Source organism: Haloarcula quadrata (genome assembly GCF_003634715.1).
GTDB lineage: Archaea > Halobacteriota > Halobacteria > Halobacteriales > Haloarculaceae > Haloarcula > Haloarcula marismortui.
The window spans coordinates 13,241-35,056 of record NZ_RBWW01000003.1 but is presented as its reverse complement, the minus strand read 5'-3'; the positions used below and the strand labels follow the sequence as shown (position 1 = coordinate 35,056).

Annotated in this window: 23 protein-coding genes and 1 pseudogene; 17 read left to right on the top strand and 7 right to left on the bottom strand. The window is 56.8% G+C overall.

Annotation, left to right across the window (positions count from 1 at the left end):
* Positions 1 to 199: 199 nt before the first annotated feature.
* A pseudogene (locus tag BDK61_RS23980) lies at positions 200 to 397 on the bottom strand (primase-associated protein); the annotation flags it as partial.
* A 377-nt stretch (positions 398 to 774) separates the two neighbouring features.
* Here BDK61_RS23980 and BDK61_RS23105 point away from each other — a divergent pair.
* Both BDK61_RS23105 and BDK61_RS20690 read left to right on the top strand, forming a co-directional pair.
* On the top strand, positions 775 to 2,025 hold the full coding sequence (locus tag BDK61_RS23105; protein WP_148709164.1) for a hypothetical protein: 1,251 nt from the start codon (positions 775 to 777) through the stop codon (positions 2,023 to 2,025).
* 543 nt (positions 2,026 to 2,568) lie between these two features.
* A complete protein-coding gene (locus BDK61_RS20690; protein WP_121303712.1) occupies positions 2,569 to 3,534 on the top strand; it encodes an IS1595 family transposase in 966 nt (321 codons plus the stop codon).
* Positions 3,535 to 3,568: 34 nt separating this feature from the next.
* Here BDK61_RS20690 and BDK61_RS20685 read toward each other — a convergent pair whose 3' ends face one another.
* Together BDK61_RS20685 and BDK61_RS20680 are read right to left on the bottom strand one after the other, a co-directional pair.
* Positions 3,569 to 3,832 (bottom strand): hypothetical protein, encoded by a 264-nt coding sequence (locus tag BDK61_RS20685; protein ID WP_121304493.1) that lies wholly within the window; start codon positions 3,830 to 3,832, stop codon positions 3,569 to 3,571.
* The gene (locus tag BDK61_RS20680) at positions 3,829 to 4,158 is read right to left on the bottom strand and encodes a hypothetical protein (protein ID WP_121304491.1); all 330 of its coding nucleotides are present in this window, start codon (positions 4,156 to 4,158) and stop codon (positions 3,829 to 3,831) included. The genes BDK61_RS20685 and BDK61_RS20680 overlap by 4 nt, the downstream gene beginning before the upstream one ends.
* Before the next feature lie 184 nt (positions 4,159 to 4,342).
* Here BDK61_RS20680 and BDK61_RS20675 point away from each other — a divergent pair, with 184 nt between their 5' ends.
* The 12 genes from BDK61_RS20675 to BDK61_RS20620 all read left to right on the top strand — a co-directional run bounded on the left by BDK61_RS20675 (position 4,343) and on the right by BDK61_RS20620 (position 12,877).
* Positions 4,343 to 4,687, top strand: coding sequence for a hypothetical protein (locus tag BDK61_RS20675; protein WP_011222301.1), 345 nt, complete (start codon positions 4,343 to 4,345; stop codon positions 4,685 to 4,687).
* Positions 4,688 to 4,693: 6 nt separating this feature from the next.
* Positions 4,694 to 4,948 carry a type II toxin-antitoxin system RelE family toxin gene (locus BDK61_RS20670; protein WP_121304489.1) on the top strand — a complete coding sequence of 85 codons (255 nt, stop codon included), beginning with the start codon at positions 4,694 to 4,696 and terminating at the stop codon, positions 4,946 to 4,948.
* Positions 4,949 to 5,498: 550 nt separating this feature from the next.
* On the top strand, positions 5,499 to 5,882 hold the full coding sequence (locus BDK61_RS20660) for a DUF7344 domain-containing protein (RefSeq protein WP_121304487.1): 384 nt from the start codon (positions 5,499 to 5,501) through the stop codon (positions 5,880 to 5,882).
* A 64-nt stretch (positions 5,883 to 5,946) separates the two neighbouring features.
* Positions 5,947 to 7,116, top strand: a complete 1,170-nt coding sequence (locus BDK61_RS20655; protein WP_121304485.1) for an ISH3 family transposase — start codon at positions 5,947 to 5,949, stop codon at positions 7,114 to 7,116.
* A 185-nt stretch (positions 7,117 to 7,301) separates the two neighbouring features.
* Entirely contained in the window at positions 7,302 to 7,589 is a 288-nt protein-coding gene (locus BDK61_RS20650) for a hypothetical protein (RefSeq protein ID WP_121304483.1), read from the top strand.
* The gene (locus BDK61_RS20645; RefSeq protein WP_011222298.1) at positions 7,586 to 7,792 is read left to right on the top strand and encodes a hypothetical protein; all 207 of its coding nucleotides are present in this window, start codon (positions 7,586 to 7,588) and stop codon (positions 7,790 to 7,792) included. Before BDK61_RS20650 ends, BDK61_RS20645 begins: the two co-directional genes overlap by 4 nt.
* Entirely contained in the window at positions 7,782 to 7,922 is a 141-nt protein-coding gene (locus BDK61_RS23650) for a hypothetical protein (RefSeq protein ID WP_167467408.1), read from the top strand. Before BDK61_RS20645 ends, BDK61_RS23650 begins: the two co-directional genes overlap by 11 nt.
* Positions 7,915 to 8,193: a hypothetical protein gene (locus tag BDK61_RS20640; protein ID WP_049938448.1), complete on the top strand. Its 279-nt coding sequence runs from the start codon at positions 7,915 to 7,917 to the stop codon at positions 8,191 to 8,193. Before BDK61_RS23650 ends, BDK61_RS20640 begins: the two co-directional genes overlap by 8 nt.
* Before the next feature lie 207 nt (positions 8,194 to 8,400).
* A complete protein-coding gene (locus tag BDK61_RS20635) occupies positions 8,401 to 9,366 on the top strand; it encodes a hypothetical protein (protein WP_121304481.1) in 966 nt (321 codons plus the stop codon).
* Between the two features lie 693 nt (positions 9,367 to 10,059).
* The gene (locus BDK61_RS20630; protein ID WP_121304478.1) at positions 10,060 to 11,286 is read left to right on the top strand and encodes an orc1/cdc6 family replication initiation protein; all 1,227 of its coding nucleotides are present in this window, start codon (positions 10,060 to 10,062) and stop codon (positions 11,284 to 11,286) included.
* A 240-nt stretch (positions 11,287 to 11,526) separates the two neighbouring features.
* On the top strand, positions 11,527 to 11,862 hold the full coding sequence (locus BDK61_RS20625; RefSeq protein WP_232508507.1) for a hypothetical protein: 336 nt from the start codon (positions 11,527 to 11,529) through the stop codon (positions 11,860 to 11,862).
* Between the two features lie 211 nt (positions 11,863 to 12,073).
* Positions 12,074 to 12,877: an IS5 family transposase gene (locus BDK61_RS20620; protein WP_121304476.1), complete on the top strand. Its 804-nt coding sequence runs from the start codon at positions 12,074 to 12,076 to the stop codon at positions 12,875 to 12,877.
* 51 nt (positions 12,878 to 12,928) lie between these two features.
* Here the strand turns inward: BDK61_RS20620 and BDK61_RS20615 are convergent, their stop codons facing one another.
* From BDK61_RS20615 to BDK61_RS20600, 4 genes are all read right to left on the bottom strand, one after another.
* Positions 12,929 to 14,203 (bottom strand): IS4-like element ISHma1 family transposase, encoded by a 1,275-nt coding sequence (locus BDK61_RS20615; RefSeq protein WP_121302325.1) that lies wholly within the window; start codon positions 14,201 to 14,203, stop codon positions 12,929 to 12,931.
* 102 nt (positions 14,204 to 14,305) lie between these two features.
* On the bottom strand, positions 14,306 to 14,968 hold the full coding sequence (locus BDK61_RS20610; RefSeq protein ID WP_121304474.1) for an IS6-like element ISH17 family transposase: 663 nt from the start codon (positions 14,966 to 14,968) through the stop codon (positions 14,306 to 14,308).
* A 223-nt stretch (positions 14,969 to 15,191) separates the two neighbouring features.
* Positions 15,192 to 15,587 (bottom strand): hypothetical protein, encoded by a 396-nt coding sequence (locus BDK61_RS20605; protein WP_121304472.1) that lies wholly within the window; start codon positions 15,585 to 15,587, stop codon positions 15,192 to 15,194.
* Entirely contained in the window at positions 15,584 to 16,363 is a 780-nt protein-coding gene (locus BDK61_RS20600) for a ParA family protein (RefSeq protein ID WP_121304470.1), read from the bottom strand. Before BDK61_RS20600 ends, BDK61_RS20605 begins: the two co-directional genes overlap by 4 nt.
* A 247-nt stretch (positions 16,364 to 16,610) precedes the next feature.
* Here BDK61_RS20600 and BDK61_RS20595 point away from each other — a divergent pair, with 247 nt between their 5' ends.
* The 3 genes from BDK61_RS20595 to BDK61_RS20585 all read left to right on the top strand — a co-directional run bounded on the left by BDK61_RS20595 (position 16,611) and on the right by BDK61_RS20585 (position 21,811).
* Positions 16,611 to 18,383 (top strand): transposase, encoded by a 1,773-nt coding sequence (locus BDK61_RS20595; RefSeq protein WP_244209698.1) that lies wholly within the window; start codon positions 16,611 to 16,613, stop codon positions 18,381 to 18,383.
* A gap of 319 nt (positions 18,384 to 18,702) precedes the next feature.
* Positions 18,703 to 20,013 carry a tyrosine-type recombinase/integrase gene (locus BDK61_RS20590; protein WP_121304468.1) on the top strand — a complete coding sequence of 437 codons (1,311 nt, stop codon included), beginning with the start codon at positions 18,703 to 18,705 and terminating at the stop codon, positions 20,011 to 20,013.
* A gap of 406 nt (positions 20,014 to 20,419) precedes the next feature.
* On the top strand, positions 20,420 to 21,811 hold the full coding sequence (locus BDK61_RS20585; protein WP_121304466.1) for an ATP-binding protein: 1,392 nt from the start codon (positions 20,420 to 20,422) through the stop codon (positions 21,809 to 21,811).
* Positions 21,812 to 21,816 lie beyond the last annotated feature (5 nt).

Sequence of the window (21,816 nt, the reverse complement as noted above, 5' to 3'; positions counted from 1 at the left end):
TATTTCGGGTATGCCGATGGCACTCGCCAGTTTTCACGCTGAGATCTCTGAATTAGTTTCACAGTAAGAAATAAACTAAACTCTAACAGGTCTTGGCCAGCAGCTCCACTGAGATAGCGTCCTACTCAGGCACGATAGAGTGGTGACTGTGAGACTGTGACCAACTGATTGAGAAACCCCGAGCTCTATCTATGCGGATCTATGCTTGATACTGACCTGTGCCATCACTGTCATCGAGCTGGTCGTACATCGACTCGGGGAAGGGCAAGCTCTGATAAATGTTGTATGCACAGAACGATTTACCGATGCAGTGTCGCTGCATATCAGGGTTGTCACAGTTCATCGGGAGCGGGGCTTCCCCGTCGATTTCTCCGTGTCGCAATTCATAACGAGCTTGATAATCAGTAGTCTACTCGTCGTACCAGTCCCACTTATTTTCGAAGAGGTCGTGGATGTCATCAACTACTGTGTTTTCGCGCTGGGATTCTATCAACTCTCTCCCGGAAGTCCAAGCAGGGTTTACATACCAGTCACCCATCAGCTACAGGTACGTACCCGCGCCGTCGTGGGACCTGCCTCACCAGGTCCCGGCGCGGGGTCGCGGTCCGTCAGCGGGTGAGTTCGGAAACCATCGCAACCCATGCAAAACACGCACGCAGTTCAACAAAAAGGTAGAGGTATCGCTGTCGCGCTCAGGCCGTCGCGACCTGAGTCAGCTCCGGCAATTGTTGTCAGTAAGTTAGCCATTATATTTTATACACATATTCACCGAGTGTGCAAAAAACCAGAATCGCTCTGCTTTTACTGACTGTAGCTCTCGCAGGCTGCAGTGGCATTCTGCAAGAGGATTCAACGGCGCCGGCAGACGGTATCGAAGAGAGTGGAACCGAGGTGCCACCAACTCAAACTGAACAGACAGCAACACAGGCAACGGCGACACCGGACCCAGCTGATATCGATAGCGACAATGATGGGTTGTCTAATGCACGCGAACAAAAACTGTCTACAGACCCAAACAACTCAGATACCGATGAGAACGGTCTTTCTGATGGGGCGGAACTAAACACGCATGGAACGGACCCTACAATAGCCGACACTGACGGAGACGGTCTTTCCGATGGGGCGGAACTAAACACGCATGGAACGGACCCTACAATAGCCGACACTGACGGAGACGGTCTTTCCGATGGGGCGGAACTAAACACGCATGGAACGGATCCAACACTAGTTGACACGGATGGGGACGGCCTCGCTGATGATGCAGAACTCAATAAACACGGTACCAATCCGCGGGCAAACGACACAGATAGTGATGGATTGAATGATGACCGAGAGCTTGATCTTAGGACTGATGCATCAGATAGTGATACTGACGACGATGGGCTCCCAGACGGTGCGGAAGTCGATATGACCGATCGGTTCCCTGGCGCTGATCCACTGCAGAAGGATATTTTCGTTGAAGTAGATTATAAATCTAGACTATCGCGCAGTGTTATCCGGGATATGACCGACGAGTTCGAGCAAGCACCAATTGAGAATCCAGATGGCTCATCCGGCATTGACCTACACATCGACCATGACGATAATCTCCGTTGTGAAGATGCCTCAGGCTATATTAGAGACCAAATTCGATATGGCTGTAAGAGTGGCGGGAAGACGGTCACCTCCCCAGATAATGCTGGATATTATTATATCCAGATTGTAAGTACTGTCAAGAGACCTGGTAACGCTATGTCAAACGGTGGTCTTGCAGTCGACTCAGTCGCGTTTGTTGAGTTAGCTTCAGATGAAGCAACGGGGCACATATTTATGCATGAACTTGGGCATCTTTTAGATATCTATGATCCGGGTGTCGATAGCCGTGAGCGCGGCTATAGCGAGTATCCCAGTGTTATGAATTATCTCTCGCCAGACGATAGCCTCGGCTACGCTCGCTCAGACTGGAAAGACATCAATCGAAGTGTACAGCGTGTCCCTGGAACAACTGAAAGAGAAATCATTGATCAATCCAATGAACAAGAATAGATTGTTATAGTCCTCCGGACAAAAAAACGCTTCGGGCTTCAACTCTCCGAGTTCAAATAATCGCGACCGGCGTCGGTAATCCGGTAGGATGGACTGCCTGGTTGGTCTCCAGATTCAAGATATCCTTTATTCAATAGGTTGCGACATTCTTGGTGAATGTAATTTGTGCCGTAGCCAGTGCTCTTTGCGATATTGCTTGGAGTCAACCAGATTTTATTTTCATTCGCGAATCGCAAGATCGCTTTTTTTTTACATATTTCATTCTATCAGACTCTGAATATCCCGCAGTTCGTTAATCCGCCGACTCCAAGTGCTCGCGGCCGGCGTCGGTGAGAGTGTAATGTCTGAGATACGGCCGGCCACCACAGACGGAATTGGGGGTAAGACAACGGGAATCGGTCGCCGTGGTGTTGGGGAGTGATCATAACGACCGATCGCCCGCACGGCAGTCCGGATGCCCTGATAATAAAAACAGGTGGCTCTTACCGAACTGAGTGAAACAGTACCCCGAGAATTACAGCATCCCGCCGTAGGCTAGTTGCTATGTACAATCAAACAGCCTTCGGCGGGATGCTACAGGATATTGTTGAGCTCACGTCAATAGTGTTGCGCCCAGAGCCGCTCGATAAGGAAATCGAGCGGCGCTGTAAGCAGGCATGGGAACAAGCTCCTTGCCCGGAGTGTGGTGAAACCGCCATCCAGTCCGGGGACGGCAGTCCCCGGGTCTGGTGCACCAACTGCCGCTATGTCTTCTCCTACACCCGCAACACGCCCTTCGAAGGCCGCACTCTCTCTCCTGGCGAAATCGTCATTGCGTTCGTCCTCTATGCCGACACACTTCTCAGCATCCACCAAATCACCCAGCTCTTCGAAGCGGTCTACGACACGGTTCATTCCACGATTCGAGAGGTAGAAGCCGCCTTCCAGCGCGGCTTCTACCTCGTCTGGGAGCGCATCCAACACGCTATCGACGGCCCAACTCAGATCGACGAAACCGGCCACAAGTGCTCTGGTTACAAGGGACAGACGCCGCCGCGGGATGGGCTTTCCCGCGGCGGCTCTGGGGAAGGGGGGCGATCACGGTGGGAAGGAGCACCTGGCGATACCATGACGCTGATCGGTGCCTGTCGTGATGTACTTCGTGTAATTCGCGCCGAGCCAGGTGCTCAACCGGAAGAACTCAAACCAGCACTTGATGAGGTAGAGATTCTCTCAGGGAAACTGGATGAGGTCTGGCACGACGGGTGGCGCGGGTACGCGCCACTCGTCTACAAGAACGAGCAGACCGTTGTTCACTCCGAAGAATTTGTCACTGATGACGGCGTCCACATCAACCAAGTCGAATGCCTCTGGTCGCTAGTGAATCCATGGCTACAGAAGTTCCGCGGCCTCTCCAAGCCTGGATTGGAGCAGTCCGTCCGAACCTACGGGTTCGTACGGACGTTAAACCTCGCTGGAGCACCACTACACGGCCTTCTTGACTGCTTCGTCGTCAACGTGTTTCGCTGAGTTATGTAAGAGCCAAACAGGTTATTCAGTTCGCTCAGGCCGTCGCCACGAGATACTGATGCTCAGCCTGCGTGGGCGTCGGCTGGAGCGTCAGCCCAGTCAGCGCGAGTTCCCGAAGCACTTCCGGCGGAACGCCATCGGTCTCGCGAAGCACGGCATCGAGCGTCCAGGCGTCGTGTTCCGAGCTGACCGGCGGCATTGTCTCGACTACGGCGGTCGGGGCAGTCTCTTGTAGCGCACGGGCGGCACGCCGAACGCGCTGGCGGTTCTCGACCGTACAGCGAACGGTCTTACTCATGCGTTCAGCCCCCGAGCGAGATCGTCGACGATGTTGCCGCCGACGTGTGGGCCGACAGCCCAGCCGCGTTCGTCCTGCGTGTACTCGCACCATCCTGCGAGTGTTTCATACGGTGTGTCTGCGAGTGGGACTTTCTCGGCGCGGTTGTCGCGAGCGACGACGGCCACAGCGAATTCATACGAGTCCCAGTAGTGGGCTGCGCCTTCGCCATCGACGCCCAGGAAGAGTGGGCGGCCCTGTGTGAGCAGTTCGCGGGCAATACGTTCCTGTGGATGTGCGTCAGTCGTGCCGACAGATTTATTAGTCGGTATCGCAGATTTGCTCATGGGTTTTCGCACCACGGAAGCCCGGCCCGCGTGGTGGACTCACGCGGGCACTTCTACACTCCAAGTGCCCCGAGTGACCGGTCTTCCGTACCATATGTCACGGACAACAAGGTCATAAACCTATTGCTTTGCAGCATATGGTACGTGCAAAACACTTACTCGGGACGGTCAGATATAATAGAGTATGAGCGAACGAGTTCACAACGACGACGGAACGTTTGGCTCGAAATTGACCGAGCAGGATGTGCTGAAAGCGTTCGACTACAAAACCGGCCCGGAAGAGCCAATGTTGACCACGAAAGAGATTACCGACGCACTCGCCGAGCACTTCGATATCGAGGTCAGCAGCGAGACAGTTCGCCGTTGGCTCGGCGAAATGGAGTCGGACGGCAAGGTCGCAAGCAAGAAATTCGGTGCGTCTGCTGTGGGTTGGACCGCACTCGTCGGGCCGCGGCTCGCCGACGACGTGGCTGCGGAGGCCGACCGCCGGCTCGAAGAAGAGGAATTCGTCAGTCTCGACGAGGCCTGAGGTCAGATGGCAGATGTGTTGTTGGCCGAATCGGCCACCGACGAGTTAGCGTCGTTCCAACCAGATATCGAACAACGTATCCGGGACAAACTGAAGCAGGCCGGCGAGAACCCAGATCACTACCTCGAACGGCTACAAGGGCGAGAAACCTTCAAATTGAAAATCGGCCGCGAATACCGGGCCGAAATCGACTGGGACAAAAACGAATCCGTCCTTCGTGTTCTCCGGATCGGCCACCGCGACGGCTTCTACGATTCTTAGCTGTCGTCCGTCTCCAAGTACTCGCGACCGGCATCGGTGATCCACCAAGCGAGGCCCCGACCAACAGTTTTGGAGTGTACGTATCCCTGTTTTTCAAGCTCGGTAAGCCGCTTATTCGCTCCCGAATTGGTAGAAAATCCTGCCAAATCGGCCACCTCTGCTGTAGTGAGGAATGGGTCGTCAGAGTTGATAAAGAATTGAAGGATTTCGGAGTCAGATACAGTCGGCTTTCGGCCAGCCATCTTACGTACGAATCTGCCTATGCTCGTATATATCATTTGTTCGATGTTTCTACACATATAGAGATTAGTATTCAGAAGTTAATTAGTAGTGACATAAGTACTAATACCAGCGGCTATAATGATAGTCATAACGACTGCTCAAGGGTCAGTAAGGTCCGTCTACGAAAGCGGGCCGGTGCAGGCACACCGACCCAATGCGGTCGTTCCAGCGCCATGAAGCAACCCAACGACCGCGCCTCGGTATTTGCCGAGGCCCCCGAAAACTGTATCGACCCAGAAAGCAGCACCGTCGCTGCGGGGGTGGCCGGATGCTGAAACGCCTACTCTCTAACGACGACGAGCCGGAGCCACCGGCAGTGAGCGTCCCGTTCGACGCCCTGCTGGATATCGCCCAGTCTGAACGCCGACGCCAGTGCCTCCGGACGGTGAACGAACACGGCCGACTGGAACTCACCGATCTGGCGGAGATCGTCGCCGCTGCGGAAGTCGGCACTGACCGCGACCAGCTCCAGTCCCAACAGCGCAAGCGTGTGTACGTGTCTCTGTATCAGACGCACATTGCGAAACTGGACAACACCGGACTGGTTCGCTGGTCCCAAACCAACGGCACGGTCTGTGCGACCGCCGAGACGGGGCCGGCCGTTGACGCCCTGAACGACCTCGCCGACCGGACGACGGGAGGTGACTGCTGATGGACCAAGACGAGTTTCAGTACCTCACAAAGCTCGCAAGTTGAAGGAGTCCGCTTGCTGAGTTGTGTCCAAGCAAGCAAAGCAAGCGGACAGTGAAATCCACGAAGACCAACTTCTTAACTTCCTCGTCAACCGGCTTGACGAGGAAGTTTCTCTTACCCTGGCGAATAACGCTGAAATCGATCCCGAGGACATCTACGAGGTCCTCGTCGGCGCGACCGCCGACGGGACCTCGATCTCCACGCTGTGCAACTCCAGTGAAGAGTCGCCACCGGCGAACACGATCCTGTACCACCTCCGGACGAAGTTCGAGCCGGAACGACTCGAACAAGTCGCTAACACGCTCCTTCGGCGAGATGTCGTCGAACTCCTCCCCGAGCAGGTGGAGGTCTGCGCAGACCTCCACCTGCGGTCCTACTACGGTGATGAAGACGACACAGAGGGCCTCTATCATTCAGAAGCCAAGCGTGGAACCACTGCATTCCACGCGTACGCGACGCTCTACGCACGCGTGAAGAACAAGCGCTACACGCTGGCGGTGCGCCGTCTCGAAGACGGCGACACCGCTAGCAGCGTCCTCGCCGAGTTCCTCGGTGTTCTCGACGGCCTTGACACCGAGGTCAAGGCCGTCTACCTTGATCGGGGATTCTACGACAGCAAGTGTCTCACGCTGCTCCAGGCGCACAACTACCCCTACGTGATCCCAATCATCCGGTGGGGTGAGACGATCCAGCAGGAACTCTCGGAAGGGTGGAGCCGTGTCATCGAACACGACCTGACAGGGAAACTCGACAGTCACAGCTGGACCGTCGAGTTTCCCGTCTACATCGACTGTACGTACCTGAACGGACGGTACGACGAGAACGGTGTGGCGCGTCACGGCTACGCCGCTGACGCGCCGTTCATCGAGACACCACGCGATGCTCGCTACCATTACAGCAAACGCTTCGGTATCGAGTCGAGCTATCGCTTGTCTGAGCAAGCGATAGCGACGACGACAACGCGAGATGCGACGGTTCGGTTTCTGTACGTTGTGGTGAGTCTGCTGTTGCAGAACGTCTGGCGGTATCTCCACTACGAATACGTGGCGACGCCCCGCCGAGGCGGGCGTCGCCTCTGGTGGTGGCCATACAAGGAGTTCGTCAATATGGTTCGGCGGGCCGCGTGGACGGCCCTCGCAGTGCGTCGGGCCGTCCCCGCGAACCGACCACCTGATGACCGGTTCCACCGGTAATCACCGACCGAGTACGCCGCTTCGTGAGTGGCAACGCTGTCGCGTCGGCGGCTGATCGCCGCCGACAGCGACAGCTCCGGCCTCGATTAGTGTTCTTCGACCGCTATCGACGACTCATCCCAACAGAACAGGTGACTCAGGTCAGGTTAACTGGCGATGCTTTGTGAGGTACTGAGTTTTACATCATGCCGAAATCCCAGTGGAACGACGCCAAAGTCCATCACCCAGCACCGGAATCCACCCGTGATGACCCGGAGCCGCTGTGCAACCATACCACGAGTGGTTCCGAAGCGTTCCGGGTCGCCGACGAAAGCGACCGCGAACGCTACGGGCTCTGTCGTGTCTGTGCGGCGAAGATGAACGACGAACCTGACCCGCGAGGAAACCACGGCCAGTCCGGTCGGTCACCGGCCGATGTGCTTCAAGAACACGGCTTTACGAACTCCGAAGACTCCACGGGAGGGTCTGCATGACTGGCCACGGCAACTACTACGACGTCGACGGCCGGTCGCTCGACGAGCGCTGGCCCAACGCCGACGCAGTCGCGGCTGTTGGCGGCCCGGTCCGCGAACCCCTGACCGATGGCGGGTGCATCACCGAAGACGATATCGACCAGCGCCTGGCTCGCCTCGAACGCATCGTCTTCGATGATCAGGAGGGCGACGATGCAGAGTGAGTCCGATACCGCTGTCGACCGCGTCGTCGAGGTCGCCGATCTCGTCGCCGACGAAGAAGACGCCGACGCCGAGGCGGTGCTGCTCGATGCGCTCGGGAAAGTTCGCAAGCGGGGGTCGGCCGATGAGTAAAGCCAGCCAGGGCGCGCCGGCCAAACGTCAGGCGCGCGCTGACGACACCGCCGACGTCGGCACGCCCGTGAAGGTCGACCGGCTGGAGAGTGGCTCGTTGCTTGGGATCGTTCGCGAGCGCTACACCTACGAGGAGTACGACGCCCCGCCGCGGGTGCTTGTCGAGTCGTCCGAGAAGATGGTCAACGTCGCTACTGACCGTGTCAGTATCGCTCGCGGGTCAAACGCCGATGTCGTTCGCAGTCTTGTCGAGGAGGATACCAATGTCTGACGCTGCTGGCGGTTCTAACTCATCGCACGTGCAAGTCGCAGGACAGAGAAGACACTACGAGACCACAACGCACCTGAGAAGGGGCCACCGTTCCCAGCTCGAGCCGACTACCTACAATGCGATTGCTACCAATCGCGCCGTGCTGAGTGAAACGTCCGAGGGCATCGCCCACGGTACAGTCAGCGGTCCACGAACGGGAGGTGCCCAATGAGCATCGACAACTCTCCACCAACTGCCGACGAACTGCCCGAGAATCCGAACGGCCTCCGGGATGTTGTTGCCGACCTCGTCGAAGAGGTCTCACACCTACGAACGGAGAACGAACAGCTTCGCGAGCGCGTTGACGAACTCGAAACGGAGGTTGCCGAGCAAGAGTCCATCGAGTATCGCGGTGATGCAAAGGAGATAGAGAACCTGATTGTCGGCGGCGTGCCGGTCGGCAACAGCATCGCCTCGAACAAGACAGGCCGGAAGACTCTCAACCGCTTGGTGTTCGGGAATCCAGAGCCCGACGTGGAAAAAAGCGACATTGAGCCGTTCGTCGAGGAGCACGGGACGGTGAAAGAGTCGGTCACGAACACCCAGCCGGCTGCTGAGAATCAGGGCACCTCGGAGAAGAGCCGGGAGAATATGCTCCCGCTGCACCGGATGATGGTTGATCTGAACTCCGGCGTCGACGCATCGCTCAGCAAGTCACAGAAACGTGCCGCGGCGCTGTACGAGCGGTTCGTGAATAAGGCCAGCGGCGAGACGAACCAGAACGTCACGCCAGACGGCCAGAAGTTCACGATGAACACTGAACAGGCTGTGGAGGTGCTTGAAGACGAAGGCCTGCTGGATGGCGTCAAGCCACAGTCCTATTCCAAGACAGCCGGGCGTGTCATGCGCGATGTCCAGCGGTTCACGATCGTCGATGGTGACGCCCACAGGGACTGCGTTGACATCGATACGTGCTCCGACCATGGACTGATCAACTTCCGCTCCGGGAAACCACATACTCTGACCGTTCCAAAGCGGAAGATGAAAGCTAGCGTCCACAACGCAGACACTGCTGACGCCGATGTCAGAACCGGCAGTGAACACGAGAACAAACAGAATACAGCCGAAGAGCCGTCAAACACGACGGACTTCGATCAGCTGAACCAGGCAACAGCGGTGAACGCGGATGACTGAGACGCGTTCTGACAGTGTTGTCAGCACACTCGCGAGTAGCGTGTCAGATGGAGGTGGTCGACAAGAGCGGTAACGAATTCCCCACTAGACCCCTGCGATAAAATCCACACGAATGTGGTGCGTAAACTACGCTTGTTCTCGTTTCGTTAGAGTGACGTGAAACGACTTCCCTTTTCCTTCCCTCTATGAGGTGTAGGAAAAGAAGTCTGAGAGCGAACGATTCTATCTGACATCCTCCCTCTGTTCCTTCTGACAACACTGTCAGATAGTCCGTCAAGACAGTGGCGCCTGAAATTCCACAGTCGCGGCCATAACTAACCAACACTTTCCCCAACTGACGCTAGAGGTTGGTTAGCTTGAGAGCATCAACTTCGAGATGGGACAGCGAAACCCCGGGGGGAGAGACACACCACTCTTTCATGTGAAGCCGGGAAAGGGTGGAGGCCCTGTGGAACCCCAGCAATTAGTCACTGACCACAAAACAGCTAAAAACAAGAGTTTCAATACCGCTACTACCAGAATCGGGATTCTGGCCAATTAGACTAGTGTCAGCGCTTTAGATGAAACAGTGGACTGTTGTTCTAGTAACTACTCTAGTCTAGTTCTTCACTCGAAACAGTGGTGTGTGTGAGTGGCTTCACTTGAAACAGATGCAGAGGTGGTTTTATATATCCCTCTTGTGAAAGATTCCCTATGCGTCGGTTCGAGCGGAAGCAAAACATCTTCCGGAACAAAGACGCCCTGGGGGAGTCCTACCAACCGGAACGGATTGAGGAGCGGGATGAAGAAATTGAGGAGTATATGAACGCTCTCCAGCCGGTGATCGATGGGTGGGAACCAAACAACATCTTTCTCTACGGAAATACGGGTGTCGGGAAAACAGCCGTCACCGACTACCTTCTTGACCGGCTTCAGGACGACGTCGCTGCGTACGATGACATCGATCTCTCCATTATTTCGCTCAATTGCAAGACGCTCAACTCCTCGTATCAGGTCGCTGTGGAGCTCGTCAATGAACTCCGCCCATCCGGCGGCGAAATCAGTACGACCGGGTATCCACAGCAAACCGTATTTAAAAAGCTCTATCAGGAGCTTGAGGCCATCGGTGGGACCATTCTCATCGTGCTTGATGAAGTTGATTCAATCGGCGACCGAGATGAGCTGCTCTATGAGCTTCCTCGAGCCAGAGCCAATGGGAATCTCGACTCGGCAAAGGTCGGCGTTATTGGCATCAGCAACGATTTCAAATTTCGTGACCAGCTCGACCCTCGTGTCCAGGACACACTCTGTGAGCGGGAACTCCAGTTCCCGCCATACGATGCCACAGAACTGAAAAACATTCTCGAATCACGTGTCGAAGTGGCTGTCACGGATGGGTCAACCGATACCGGTGTGTTGCAGTTGTGTGCTGCTCTCGCCGCTAGAGACAGTGGCAGTGCCCGGCAGGCGCTTGATCTCCTTCGGTTGGGTGGTGAAATCGCGGAAAACCGGGAAGCTGAGATGATCAAAGAAGGGCACATCGAGGATGCTCGCTCACAACTCGAACAAGAGCGGGTCGAAGAAGGAATGCGCGAGTTGACGACGCATGGCCGCCTTGCACTATTGGCAGTGATTTCGAAAGCAGCTAAAGAGGAAACGCCGTGTCGGACCCGTGACCTCTACGAGGAGTATCGGTCACTCTGTGAGTCCTCTGAAACTGATGCGCTCGGTCAGCGGTCGCTCCATAACCACCTCTCAGACCTTCGGATGTTAGGCATCCTCTCGGCCCACGAAAATCGGAGCGGTTCTCGGGGGAACTACTACAACTACGAGCTTGATGTTCCGTTTACGAGCGCCATTGAGGCGATGTCTGATGTCCTTCATCTCACAACGGAGATCGATACAATCCGTGACATTGCCGCTATGAACAGCGTTGGATGACGGGGGACTCCACCTTTTCATGTGAAGGTTTGTAGCGGGCGGGGCAACCCGCTTCACTTGAAAGAGTGGTATGTCTGACGGACGCTGCTTCACTTGCAAGCGTGGTGTGGTTACCAGTGAGCCCTTCACTTGAAAGAGTGGTGTGTCCGGCGGTAGGCGTTTCACATGTCATGGTGGTGTGTCCGCTCCAGAATTGGCTCTTGGCACAATCAAGGAACTCGTCGTCTTCACCGCCGCGCAATGTCGACGTCCTCAAAGGACGTGACGCTCCCCGAGCGAGAACTTCGGGAGGCAGTGTTCGACGACGAGATATCGAGACCAGTGATGCATCAGATAATGCAAGAAGCCGCCGAGCACTTCGGAATCGGGACTGGCAAACCAGACAGACAGCAGGTGCTGCGCCTGAATCTGACCGAACTCGAAATCGACCACCCCGATATGGGTCAAACGATTCGACACTTCGCGAACGCCGATGGCGACTCGAAGCTTGCTGACAGCGGTGAGACGACGCTGGGCTCCTACGGTGGCGGCCAGCAGCCGTCGGCACTGACTGATGGAGGGACTGTCGCGGACTGACTACCCACACTGAACCGCTTGCCAGTACGACCGCGGGCATGCCACCGGCCTGCCTGTTAGCTCCAGCTATGCCGTTCGACGTGCATTGGGGGCCAGCGTCCACAACGCTGACACTGTTGACACTAGTGTCAGAAGGCTCTGTTGAATCACTAGACGGCGTCGGGATAAGTCGCTAAATCAAAGGAGTTGAAGCGGGATGATTCGGTTGCCTATGACACAAATCTCCCGCTTCACTGGTGAGATTGTGCCGATTGCTCAAGTTGTTACCGGTGATGGAGACGAATCCGCCGCCCCGGAAGGCGGCGGCGGATTCGCCGACTATGCCATCGTTTCCCTGCATTGTCTGCGGATCTATCTTGATACGTCCTACCGAATGACGATTGACCTGCTCAAAGAGATGCCACAAATAACCGGGGAGATCGGCCTCTACGCGGCTGATCTCCCCTCTCCATCCACGTTGTGTAAGGCATTCGACCGGATCGAAATGAGCGTTTGTCGAGTGCTGCTGCGCCAGTCGGCGCAGCTGCACGATCCCTCGAAACACGCTGCAATCGATGCCACGTTCTACGAACGCTCAGCAGCGAGCCGCCACTACTGCCAGCGAATCAGCTACCGCGTGCAGAAGCTGAAAGTCACGAAACTCGTCGATACAGACTCTCAAGCGATCCTTGACGTACACTGCTCAACGACTCGGGAAGGAAGCGACGCAGACCTCGCTGAGCAGATCGCCCGCCGAAATGCGGGCGATCTGCGGTCTCTGGCGGCCGACAAAGGCTACGACAAACAAGCGCTCCGCAAAGCACTGCGTGAACTCAGCATCAGACCGCTCATCAAGCACCGCATCTTCGCTCCCTACGACCACGCGCACAACGCCAGAATTGACCAACAGCGCTACAATCAGCGCTCTATGACTGAGACCGTCAATTCGGCTGTGAAGCGCTCGCTCGGCTTCGCCGTGCGAGCGCGTTCCTGGTTTCGTGAGTTCCGAGAAGTCGCCCTGATGGGCACTGTCTAGTTCTGAATCTCTTCAGCTGGCGTTTTTCCGTCAAGAGCCATTCGTCTTTAGCTAAGACTCACACCTCGGTTGTGTAGCGGTAGCGAGTGTCTCCTGTAAGATCGGCCGTTGCTGATGAATCTTCTGAGCGTCTTCGATTAGCCGCTCCAACAACGGCGGTGGCGAGTAACCGAGGTACTCGCCGAGTTTGTGGAGGATGAGCTGGGCGTGCGACCGGAAGGTCGCCGCCCAGCGTTCCGGCGGAAACACGATCTCATCGTCGGCCTGCTCGGTGACCAGATCCAACAACTCCCGGCTCACCAGCAGTGACAGCAACGCAGCGTATAGTAGAATTTTCACGACATCAGGGTTGTTCGTGTCGAATTCGTCCAGTTCATACTGCGTCTTCAACTCACGGAACAGAGTTTCTACTTCCCATCGACACCGGTACAGCGTCGCTAGATCTGACGGCAGGAACTCCTCTCTCGGCAGATTCGTTATGTAGAGATGGTAGTCGTCGGCGTCCTCGTTGCGGACGCCGACGACGCGGAACCGCTTCGTATCCAGTGACCGCGTTCCCTCGTACTGCCCTCGCTTGAATTCCGCTTCGACCTCTACGTCGATGTACTTCCGCGAGAGGTCATCGACCACATCGTGGATCTGCTTGCCCTCCAAGGGAATGGCGCGGCCGCGCCATTCCCGTAATTCCGCCGTTATCACCGGATTCGCGTTCTGCTTCAGCCGACTCACGAAGTAGCCATCGTTCTCGTCGATCAACGCGAAACGGCGGTACTTGAAGTACGCTCGATCGAACAGAACTAGCCGTCCTTGTAGCCACGAACCTGTGTTGAACAGCGTGCTGTCGTGCGTTTTCTCGTCCGTTACGTCGATCCGTTCAATTGTCTGGTCGGTGGCGTTGTGGAGCAGGTGGAGCTTCGCTCCAGCCTGCTCCTCGTGACGGGCTTGGAACTCATCAGAGAGGAATTCGTGCAACCGCAACACTGTTCCATCAGCGATCATCACGTCCCTGAATCGGTCGATATCAGCGTCAAAAGCGTCTGGAACAGCGACCTCGTCGAGGCCGCGCTCGACGAGGTCGCGGAGATACTCTGCCAGCGTCGGTGTCAACCGGTGATAGAAGCCGCCAGAAGAGATCGGTTCGTCAGCTGTGGCGTTGTAGCAGCGCCTGAACCCAGCGAGTGTTCGGCTCTCGCCTGCGGCGAAGCCGAACACGAGCGCCCACACGAGGACAGGAATCTGAAGCTTGCCTTCTCGCTCGACCACGCCGAGTTCCTCGGCGTGCTCTTCGAGGAACTCAGAGGGAAAAAGCGTGGTGAGCCGACGCATGATTCTCGTTGAGGAGCGAGGGTTGTGCACAGACTTCTCCTCCTCATTCCTCTCGAAAAATAGCCTCGATAAGCCGTCGCTGTCACGCGGTTCTCATCTTAGCTAAAGACGGATGCCGTCAAGAGCTTGGTTCGGCCGTTCGTGGTTGTAGTGGTGTCTGAATCGTCGTAACCACTGTTTCGCGCTTGATTGACTGCCCCTCCAGAAGGAGTGAAAGCGGTCGATGCGCATGGTCACAGTCTGGAACCACTTTTCAATGTGGTTCCGGATTCGGTAGTCGAGCCGACCGCTCAAATCGTGACGTGAGAGGGCAGTCAGATAGCCGCCAGCATCAACGAGAAACACTGAATCGGCGACATCGTGTTTCTGAGTGAGCCGATGCAGGAACGCCGCCGCGGGGTCAGTCCCGCGGCGGCTGAACACGTCAACTTCAAGCAGCAGCTTTGATTCGGTATCGACAGCGGCGTACAACCACTTCTTTTCGCCGTCAATCTCGATTTGTTTCTCATCGACCGCGACCCGCGACGGCGACGCCGTCGGCGGGTCGCTCTGTGCTTCAGACAGTGTATGCACCCAATTCCAGACCGCGCCGTGAGAACGATCGACACCCAGCAAGTCTAAGATCGCAACCGTCTCCCTGATCGACAGCCCCGCAGTATGGAGACGCACCCCAAATCGCCGGACGGGTGTCGGAGTGCGCTCATTCTCCCAAACGTCTTGGCTGTCCTCATCTAACGTTTCTCTGAGGAGGTCTGCGAGTTGCATAGGCACTTCTCGCTACGACCTCCTCGCTTCTCAAACTCGCTCAACTAGACAGTGCCTGCGAGTTGCATAGGCACTTCTCGCTACGACCTCCTCGCTTCTCAAACTCGCTCAACTAGACAGTGCCGGGCAGAATAGCGTTTGTGTTGGTTAGCTTGTCCACACCGTGTTTCGAATGTTCATACCCCCACTGTTTCATGTGTAACACGCAAAAAGAGCGTCTCAGCTATCGTAATCCGAGCGATTCCACAGCGTCGGTGAACTCCGAACCGGACATCTCTTGCACTGCCTCGACCCCGCGTGCCACGACCACCGGGTAGTAGTGGCGCTCTTTCTTCACGTCCCAGTCGCATTCGTATTTCATCCGGTCGAACTCGTTGTCGACCGGCTCCATGAGCCCGTCTGGCAGATGAATCAGTTTACTTCCCCAAACGTCCTTATAGTCTTTAGCAGATTTATCTGATTTAGCCTTCATAGTTTGTTTATCTTGTTTAACATTCTTATCTCCATTATCTGGTTTATCGGACTTATCGCTCTCATCGGATTTATCCGCCTCTTCGTCGCCGAACCGCTGGCCGAGTCGTTCGGACATCTCGTCTTTGGCCTGGTCTCTGTCTTTCATGATTGCTCCTCGATGAAGTAGTCCGCAATTCGTAGCAGTTCGTCAGCCTGGTCGCATTCCTCGTCGTGGCCGAAGATACTGTGGCCCGCGTTGAACGCCCGCTTGATGACAGCACGACTTCGGATTTCGAACACCGGTATTCGATCACTGAATGTATCGTCGAACCACTCCAGCATCCCCTGTTGTTCGCCATCCAGTGGGTAGTCGACGTTGCTGACGACCAGCGCCTCTTCCTGAATAGACGCGCCGAAGTTGTCTTCGAGTGAGTCGATTTGCTTGAACAGCAACTCGACGGCGCGGATGCTCGTATCCTCGGCCTCGGCTGGAATCAGGACGTTCTCACAGGCGAGTAGCGCGTTGTCGGTCAACAGCCCCAGCGATGGCGGGCAGTCCACGACAAGGAAGTCGTAGCCAGTCACATCCTCCAGCAGCATCGACAATCGCTCCCGGCCGCGCATCCCACTGACGAGCTCCTGCTCCAGGGAGAACATGTCGATGTTCGCCGGGAGGACGTCGAACTCCTCGTGGGCGACAACGAGATCGTCGACGGCGTGTTCGCCGGGCGCTTTCAGTGCGTCGTTGAGATTCGGCGATGGAGTAGTGTACTCGTCGTCGAGACCGACGCCGCTGGTCAGGTAGCCCTGCGGGTCCAGATCAACGAGCAATGCGTTCTGGCCGCGCTCGCCCAGCGCTCCGGCGATGTTCAATGCGACCGTGCTCTTTCCGACGCCGCCCTTCTGGTTCGACACTGCCAACCGATATGGTTTATTCGACATAGTTAACTAAACCCTCTAATCTTGTTTAACAAGTTATGCTGACTTAGTACTACCGTCAGACAACGCTGACACCCTTGGTACCGAGTGAAAGACTAAATCACGGAACGGACGATATCGACTGTCTGACTATCTCTAGAGCCTATTCCTGTCAGAAAGAATCTATGCGCTGAAGCTACGAATGACAGAATCCGTGCACGGGATCTCGACATCGATCGACTGACTGAAGGGGGACGAGATGTCCCCCGATGTGACAAAGAACCGGTCAGATCCGGTTGCGGCTGCTGGTGACAGTCGCGACCGGCGATCGATTGACGAGCGTCTACAAGCTATCGATCCGATCTCCATCGAGACATTGCCGCTGACAGAACAGGCCGCGGCGGTCGTCGACGAGACGACCGTCGCGGCCGACCTGGTCACGCAACTCGATTTCAGTCGCTACGAACGCCGCGATCCAGTTCCTGACTGGCACGATTCGAAGCCGTTCGAGGCGATGTTCGCCGCTCTGCTCTTACAGGAACTCGAAGACACGTCCGATGGCTGGCTCCATCGGACGCTCGACGCTGATCCCGACCTCGCGACCGAACTCGGTTTCGAGTCCGGCGATCCCCCGTCGAGAAGCACGATCTCCAGAGCAGATACTGGACGATTCGCCGAACTCACGTCGACGATCGAGACGACTGCTCGCCAGATCCAGCAGTTGGCTGCCGAACGCGGCAGTCCGATCGGCACTCCCTACGAAGAGCGCGCTTCCGGGGAGCCGACAGGCTCCTCGAAGCGCACTGTCAACCGCCTCCTTCGGCGGAAAACCAGGGATCTCCTCGACGAACTTCAGACGGTCGTGTTGCCGGCCTTCGAGTTCGATCGACCCGAGGATCCCATCTACGATGACGAAGAACTCCTCACCCTCGAAGCCTGTCTCGGGGTCACAGGCACCGCCGCCAACGGCGGTGCCGAGACCTATGGCGATTACGTCAATCCCGATCCCGACTTGGACGATCCATTCTACGAGGACGGCCCGAGCGGTGAAACGCTGCTGGAAGCGATCAAGGACCTCTCTCCGACGGACATCACCGAGATGGTCAACCAGGGCGCGGCCCGCGTCTTGACGCGGGCCAAGCCCCGGATGGAATTCGAGACACCAGTTATGCTGTCGATCGACGTGACCTACGTCGCTTTCTACGGGGATCGCGAGGAACTGATCCGGGTGCAAGGAGCCCCTGACGACAAATCCTACGACTGGTGTCATAAGTTCGCGACCGCGAACGTTGTCGGGGACAACGTTCACTTCGCGGCCGCGATGCTTCCGGTTGGGAACGCCGACTACCACGATCCCGACGCCTACTCTGGAGAGGACAAATCCTATCGAGTCGGCGACGTCGTTCGCCGACTCGTCGATCACGTCACCGAGGAGTGCCGGATCAATGTTCGCCGACTCTACGGCGATGCAGAATTCTACGCCACCGACGTCTTCACTTCTCTCGAATGGCGAGACATCCGGTACGTGATCCCGGCCCCGCGCGATGACCGCGTCAAGCGGTTCATCGCGCGCATGGACGAGGACGTAGATGGGAACAAGCAAGTGACGGTCAAAGACGACCATGCTGTTCACGGTCCAGTCAAACACGACGTCAGTAATACACGGGCTGAGACGACGCTCGTCGGCCTTCCTCCCGACGAGGATCACGACGAAGTCCAGACGTTTGCGACGAATCTCGTCCTCAACGACGAGATTCGTCTCGATCGGCGCTGGACTAAGAAACAGATCACTCGGTACAGACGCCGAGGTGGGATCGAAACGGCTTACAGTAAAATCAAGGAATTCGCGCCGTGGACGACGTCGACGGACTTCTCGGTTCGACTGTTTCACTTCGGCTTCGCGGTCCTGCTGTACGATCTGTGGTTGCTGGTGGACTTTCTGGTCCAGACATTGATCGATGTCGTGGAGTTTCGCACGAAACCGCGGGTGACGGCCCCGCGGTTTCGTGCATTCCTTCGCCGGGAGGTGAGCGCATTGCTGTAAATCCCGGTCCGTGGTAGCCCTTCGTGAGAGGCATCACTGTCAAAGTCGACTGATTTGCCCGGTCTCTCCTGTCCGACCGCTACTCACCACCGCTGAGTAGCGGTCGTAACTTCTTGGTCAGCTGGTACACTGGCCCGACTTCCACCGAGAGAGGTGGTTCTCGTGCACGGATTCGGCGGCATTCGCAGCGCCACCATGCGGATTTCGTATAGCGAAAAACAGTTTAAAGCAATATTTGCCAAGACACCGTAGAGCCATAAGTCCTATTTTAGTCTGCTGTAGCAACAGAATTATCAAGTTTCAATGTGTTTGCCTCAGTATGCCGAAATCGGCTGATTCAGATTCAGAACCCGGAAAGCACGAGGGTTCCCCCGGGATTAAGCGGACGAAGCCGTGGCACTCCGCAGACGACGTGCCCTGGACGCTGCTCACCGAGCGCCAGCTCGCCGACGCCTACGAAGCCGTGGTCGTCCCGGCGCTGCGCGCGGACGGCCATGACCCCAAGACTGACCGGCCCTCCTACCAGTGGCTCTCGGACAACGGCTTTCGCGGGCTGACGTACGCGCTGAAAGAGTACCACGACACCACCTTCGCCACGTTCTGGAACCAGACGCTGGGCTACGACACCGAATCCAGCGGGTACGACTGGGATATCGAACACGACGAAACACGCGAGTCCTTTCAGGAGTATCTCGACGCCAAGCAAGCGGCGGCGGACGACTGGACGGACAGCACCCGTGAAACCATGCGCTACCGGCTTGCTCGCTACGCTCGGTCCTACCGAGAACGACACGGCACCGACGACCTCCTCTCGCCTGTCGACGCCGACAGCGACATCACGGAGACCGAAGCCGTCGACCGCTGCCGGGAGACCTTCGCCTACATGTCCGGAGAGTTCGCTGAGTCGACCATCGCGCGCGTCCACGATGCAATCCGAACGTGGTACGGCTGGCTTGTTGAGCGCCGTGTGGCGACAGTCAATCCCACCAACGGTGCGGAGGACTGGTTCTCGTGGACGCGCTCGTCGGACACAGATCCAGTCGCTCTCGAGCCCGAGCACGTCCGGGCGATGTTCGACGCCGATATCACCAGCCGCGACCGGATGCTTGTCGTTGCACTCGCCGGCTGGGGACTTCGGGCCGGCGAGGTCGCGGCGCTGCACCAGGACCAGCTCCATCTCGACGCCGAGGACCCCTACATCCAGTTCGACGAGCGAAAGAACGGGCCGGGCACCGTCGCCATCGTCTTCGGCGAGAACGTGGCCCGTCGACATCTCTCCCGCGTCGATGGCTACCTGTTTCCGTCAGAGCGTTCGAAAACCGGCCACGTCGACGGGACGACGATTGCGGGTTGGTTCCACGATCTCGCCGACAGGGCCGGCGTGCCCGAGGAGATCGACGGCGTCGCCCGGAAGCCACACATGGGTCGGCGGTTCTGGTACGACGCCTACTCACGAACCACTGAGGACCTGCTGGGCCACGTCCAAGATATCGCGGACGAACAGGGGAGTGCAAGCGCGAAGGTGGTCTTCGAGGACTATCTGACCGACGAGCGAAAGCGAGAACTCCGCCGGGAGTTCATGCGGGACAAACTAAGTGCGGCCTTCGACACGAGTAATCAGAGGGTGTAGCGGAGCATTCCATAACTTTCCAGTAAACCCACTCAAAAATTCCCAGAACGCTCTTCGGAAGCAGGTCATTGGTCACGTAGAGCTGTTGTTCTAGAGTAGCGGGCAAAGTGACGCGAGAATCGTCCTCGCCAGGCCTCTCGAAACCGTGGTCGCAGAAGCTATGCCGAGGACAAGCTACCGGTGTTTACACTCGTGGTCGTAGTAGTGATGGACAATATGTTGCGCCGGCGAAATCTGCGCCGAATCGACTATGTGACTCTTTAGAGACATACACATGAAAACTTCCGAGGGCCACGCGTCACTAGTTCGAGGGTAGCTCTCGCCGAACCGAAGCGTCTCAACAGTCAAAATTGAAGCGTCGCGCCAAAACACGTAAGTCATTATCGTAGTAATCATTATTCAAAGTATGACTTTCTATGACCGGAGAGAGGAGCATGATGCGCTTTCAGCTGCGTTTGAGTCGCCTGGCTCGGACATATTCGTCGTCTACGGGCGTCGACGTGTCGGCAAGACGGAGTTGCTGAAGGAGTTCTGTACTGATCGGCCGCATATTTACTTTCTCGCGGCGCAGGAAGCCGAGCATCGGCAGCGCGAGAAGTTCATCGACCAAGTTGCAGCGTTCTTCGACGATCGGACTCCACGGATCGACGGGTGGGACGAGGCCTTCGACTACCTCGGGGAGAAACTCCGTTCTGAGGAGGTAGTGGTTGTGATCGACGAGTTCCCGTATCTTGTCTCGGGGAACGACTCAGTCCCATCCTACGTACAGGGATTTGTCGACGAACAACTACAAGAGACCGATTCGATGCTGGTTCTCTGTGGGTCTAGTGTGAGTACGATGGAATCTGAGGTACTCGGCCATGAGAGCCCATTGTATGGTCGTCGTACGGGGCAACTCGACGTGCAGCCGTTCTCATTTCAGCAGGCTCGTGAGGTCATCGACTACGAGATCGCGGACGCGATTCGATCGTACGCGATTACCGGTGGGACGCCGATGTATCTCACGCTGTTCGATTACGGACGGTCGCTCGCGGAAAACGTCCGGTCACAGGTGCTATCGCCGTCAGCAGTACTGTACAACGAGCCGGAGTTTTTGCTTCGGACGGAGCTCCGGAATCCCGCGCGGTACATGAGTATTCTCGAAGCGGTGGCGCTGGGGCACACGACGCCGAACGAGATCTCAGGAGCGACGGGAATCGATGCCGGTCCGTTATCGAAGTATCTACAGACGTTGCGGCAACTCCGACTGATCGATCGGGAAGTCCCTGTGACAGCGTCCGGAAAGAAGTCGAAGCGGTCGCGGTACCGCGTCGCTGACGAGTTCCTTCGGTTCTGGTTTCGGTACGTTGAGCCGAACCGCTCCAGTATCGAAGAAGCACCGGATATCGTCTACGACGGTACGATCGCCCCTGATCTTCCAATGCACGTCGCCACTGCATTCGAGGACGTGTGTCAGGAAGCCGTGTGGGAGGGGATTCGACGCGGTGAATTCGAACCGTACTCGGAGGTCGGGCGGTGGTGGTACGGGGAAGACGAAGTCGATATTGTGGGGCTCGCACCGAACGATAACCGAATCCTGTTCGCCGAGTGCAAGTGGACATCGGAGCCAGTCGGGACGGAGCTCGTCAATGACCTGCAGGCAAAAGCAGGGACCGTTAGATGGGGGCCAGATGATCGGGAGGAGTGCTTCGCACTGTTCTCAAAGAGTGGGTTCGTTGAAGGACTTGAAGACCAACTCGACGAGCACTGGTCGCTATGGAATCTCGCAAAGATGGATGATCTCCTCACACCGTCCTAAAGGGT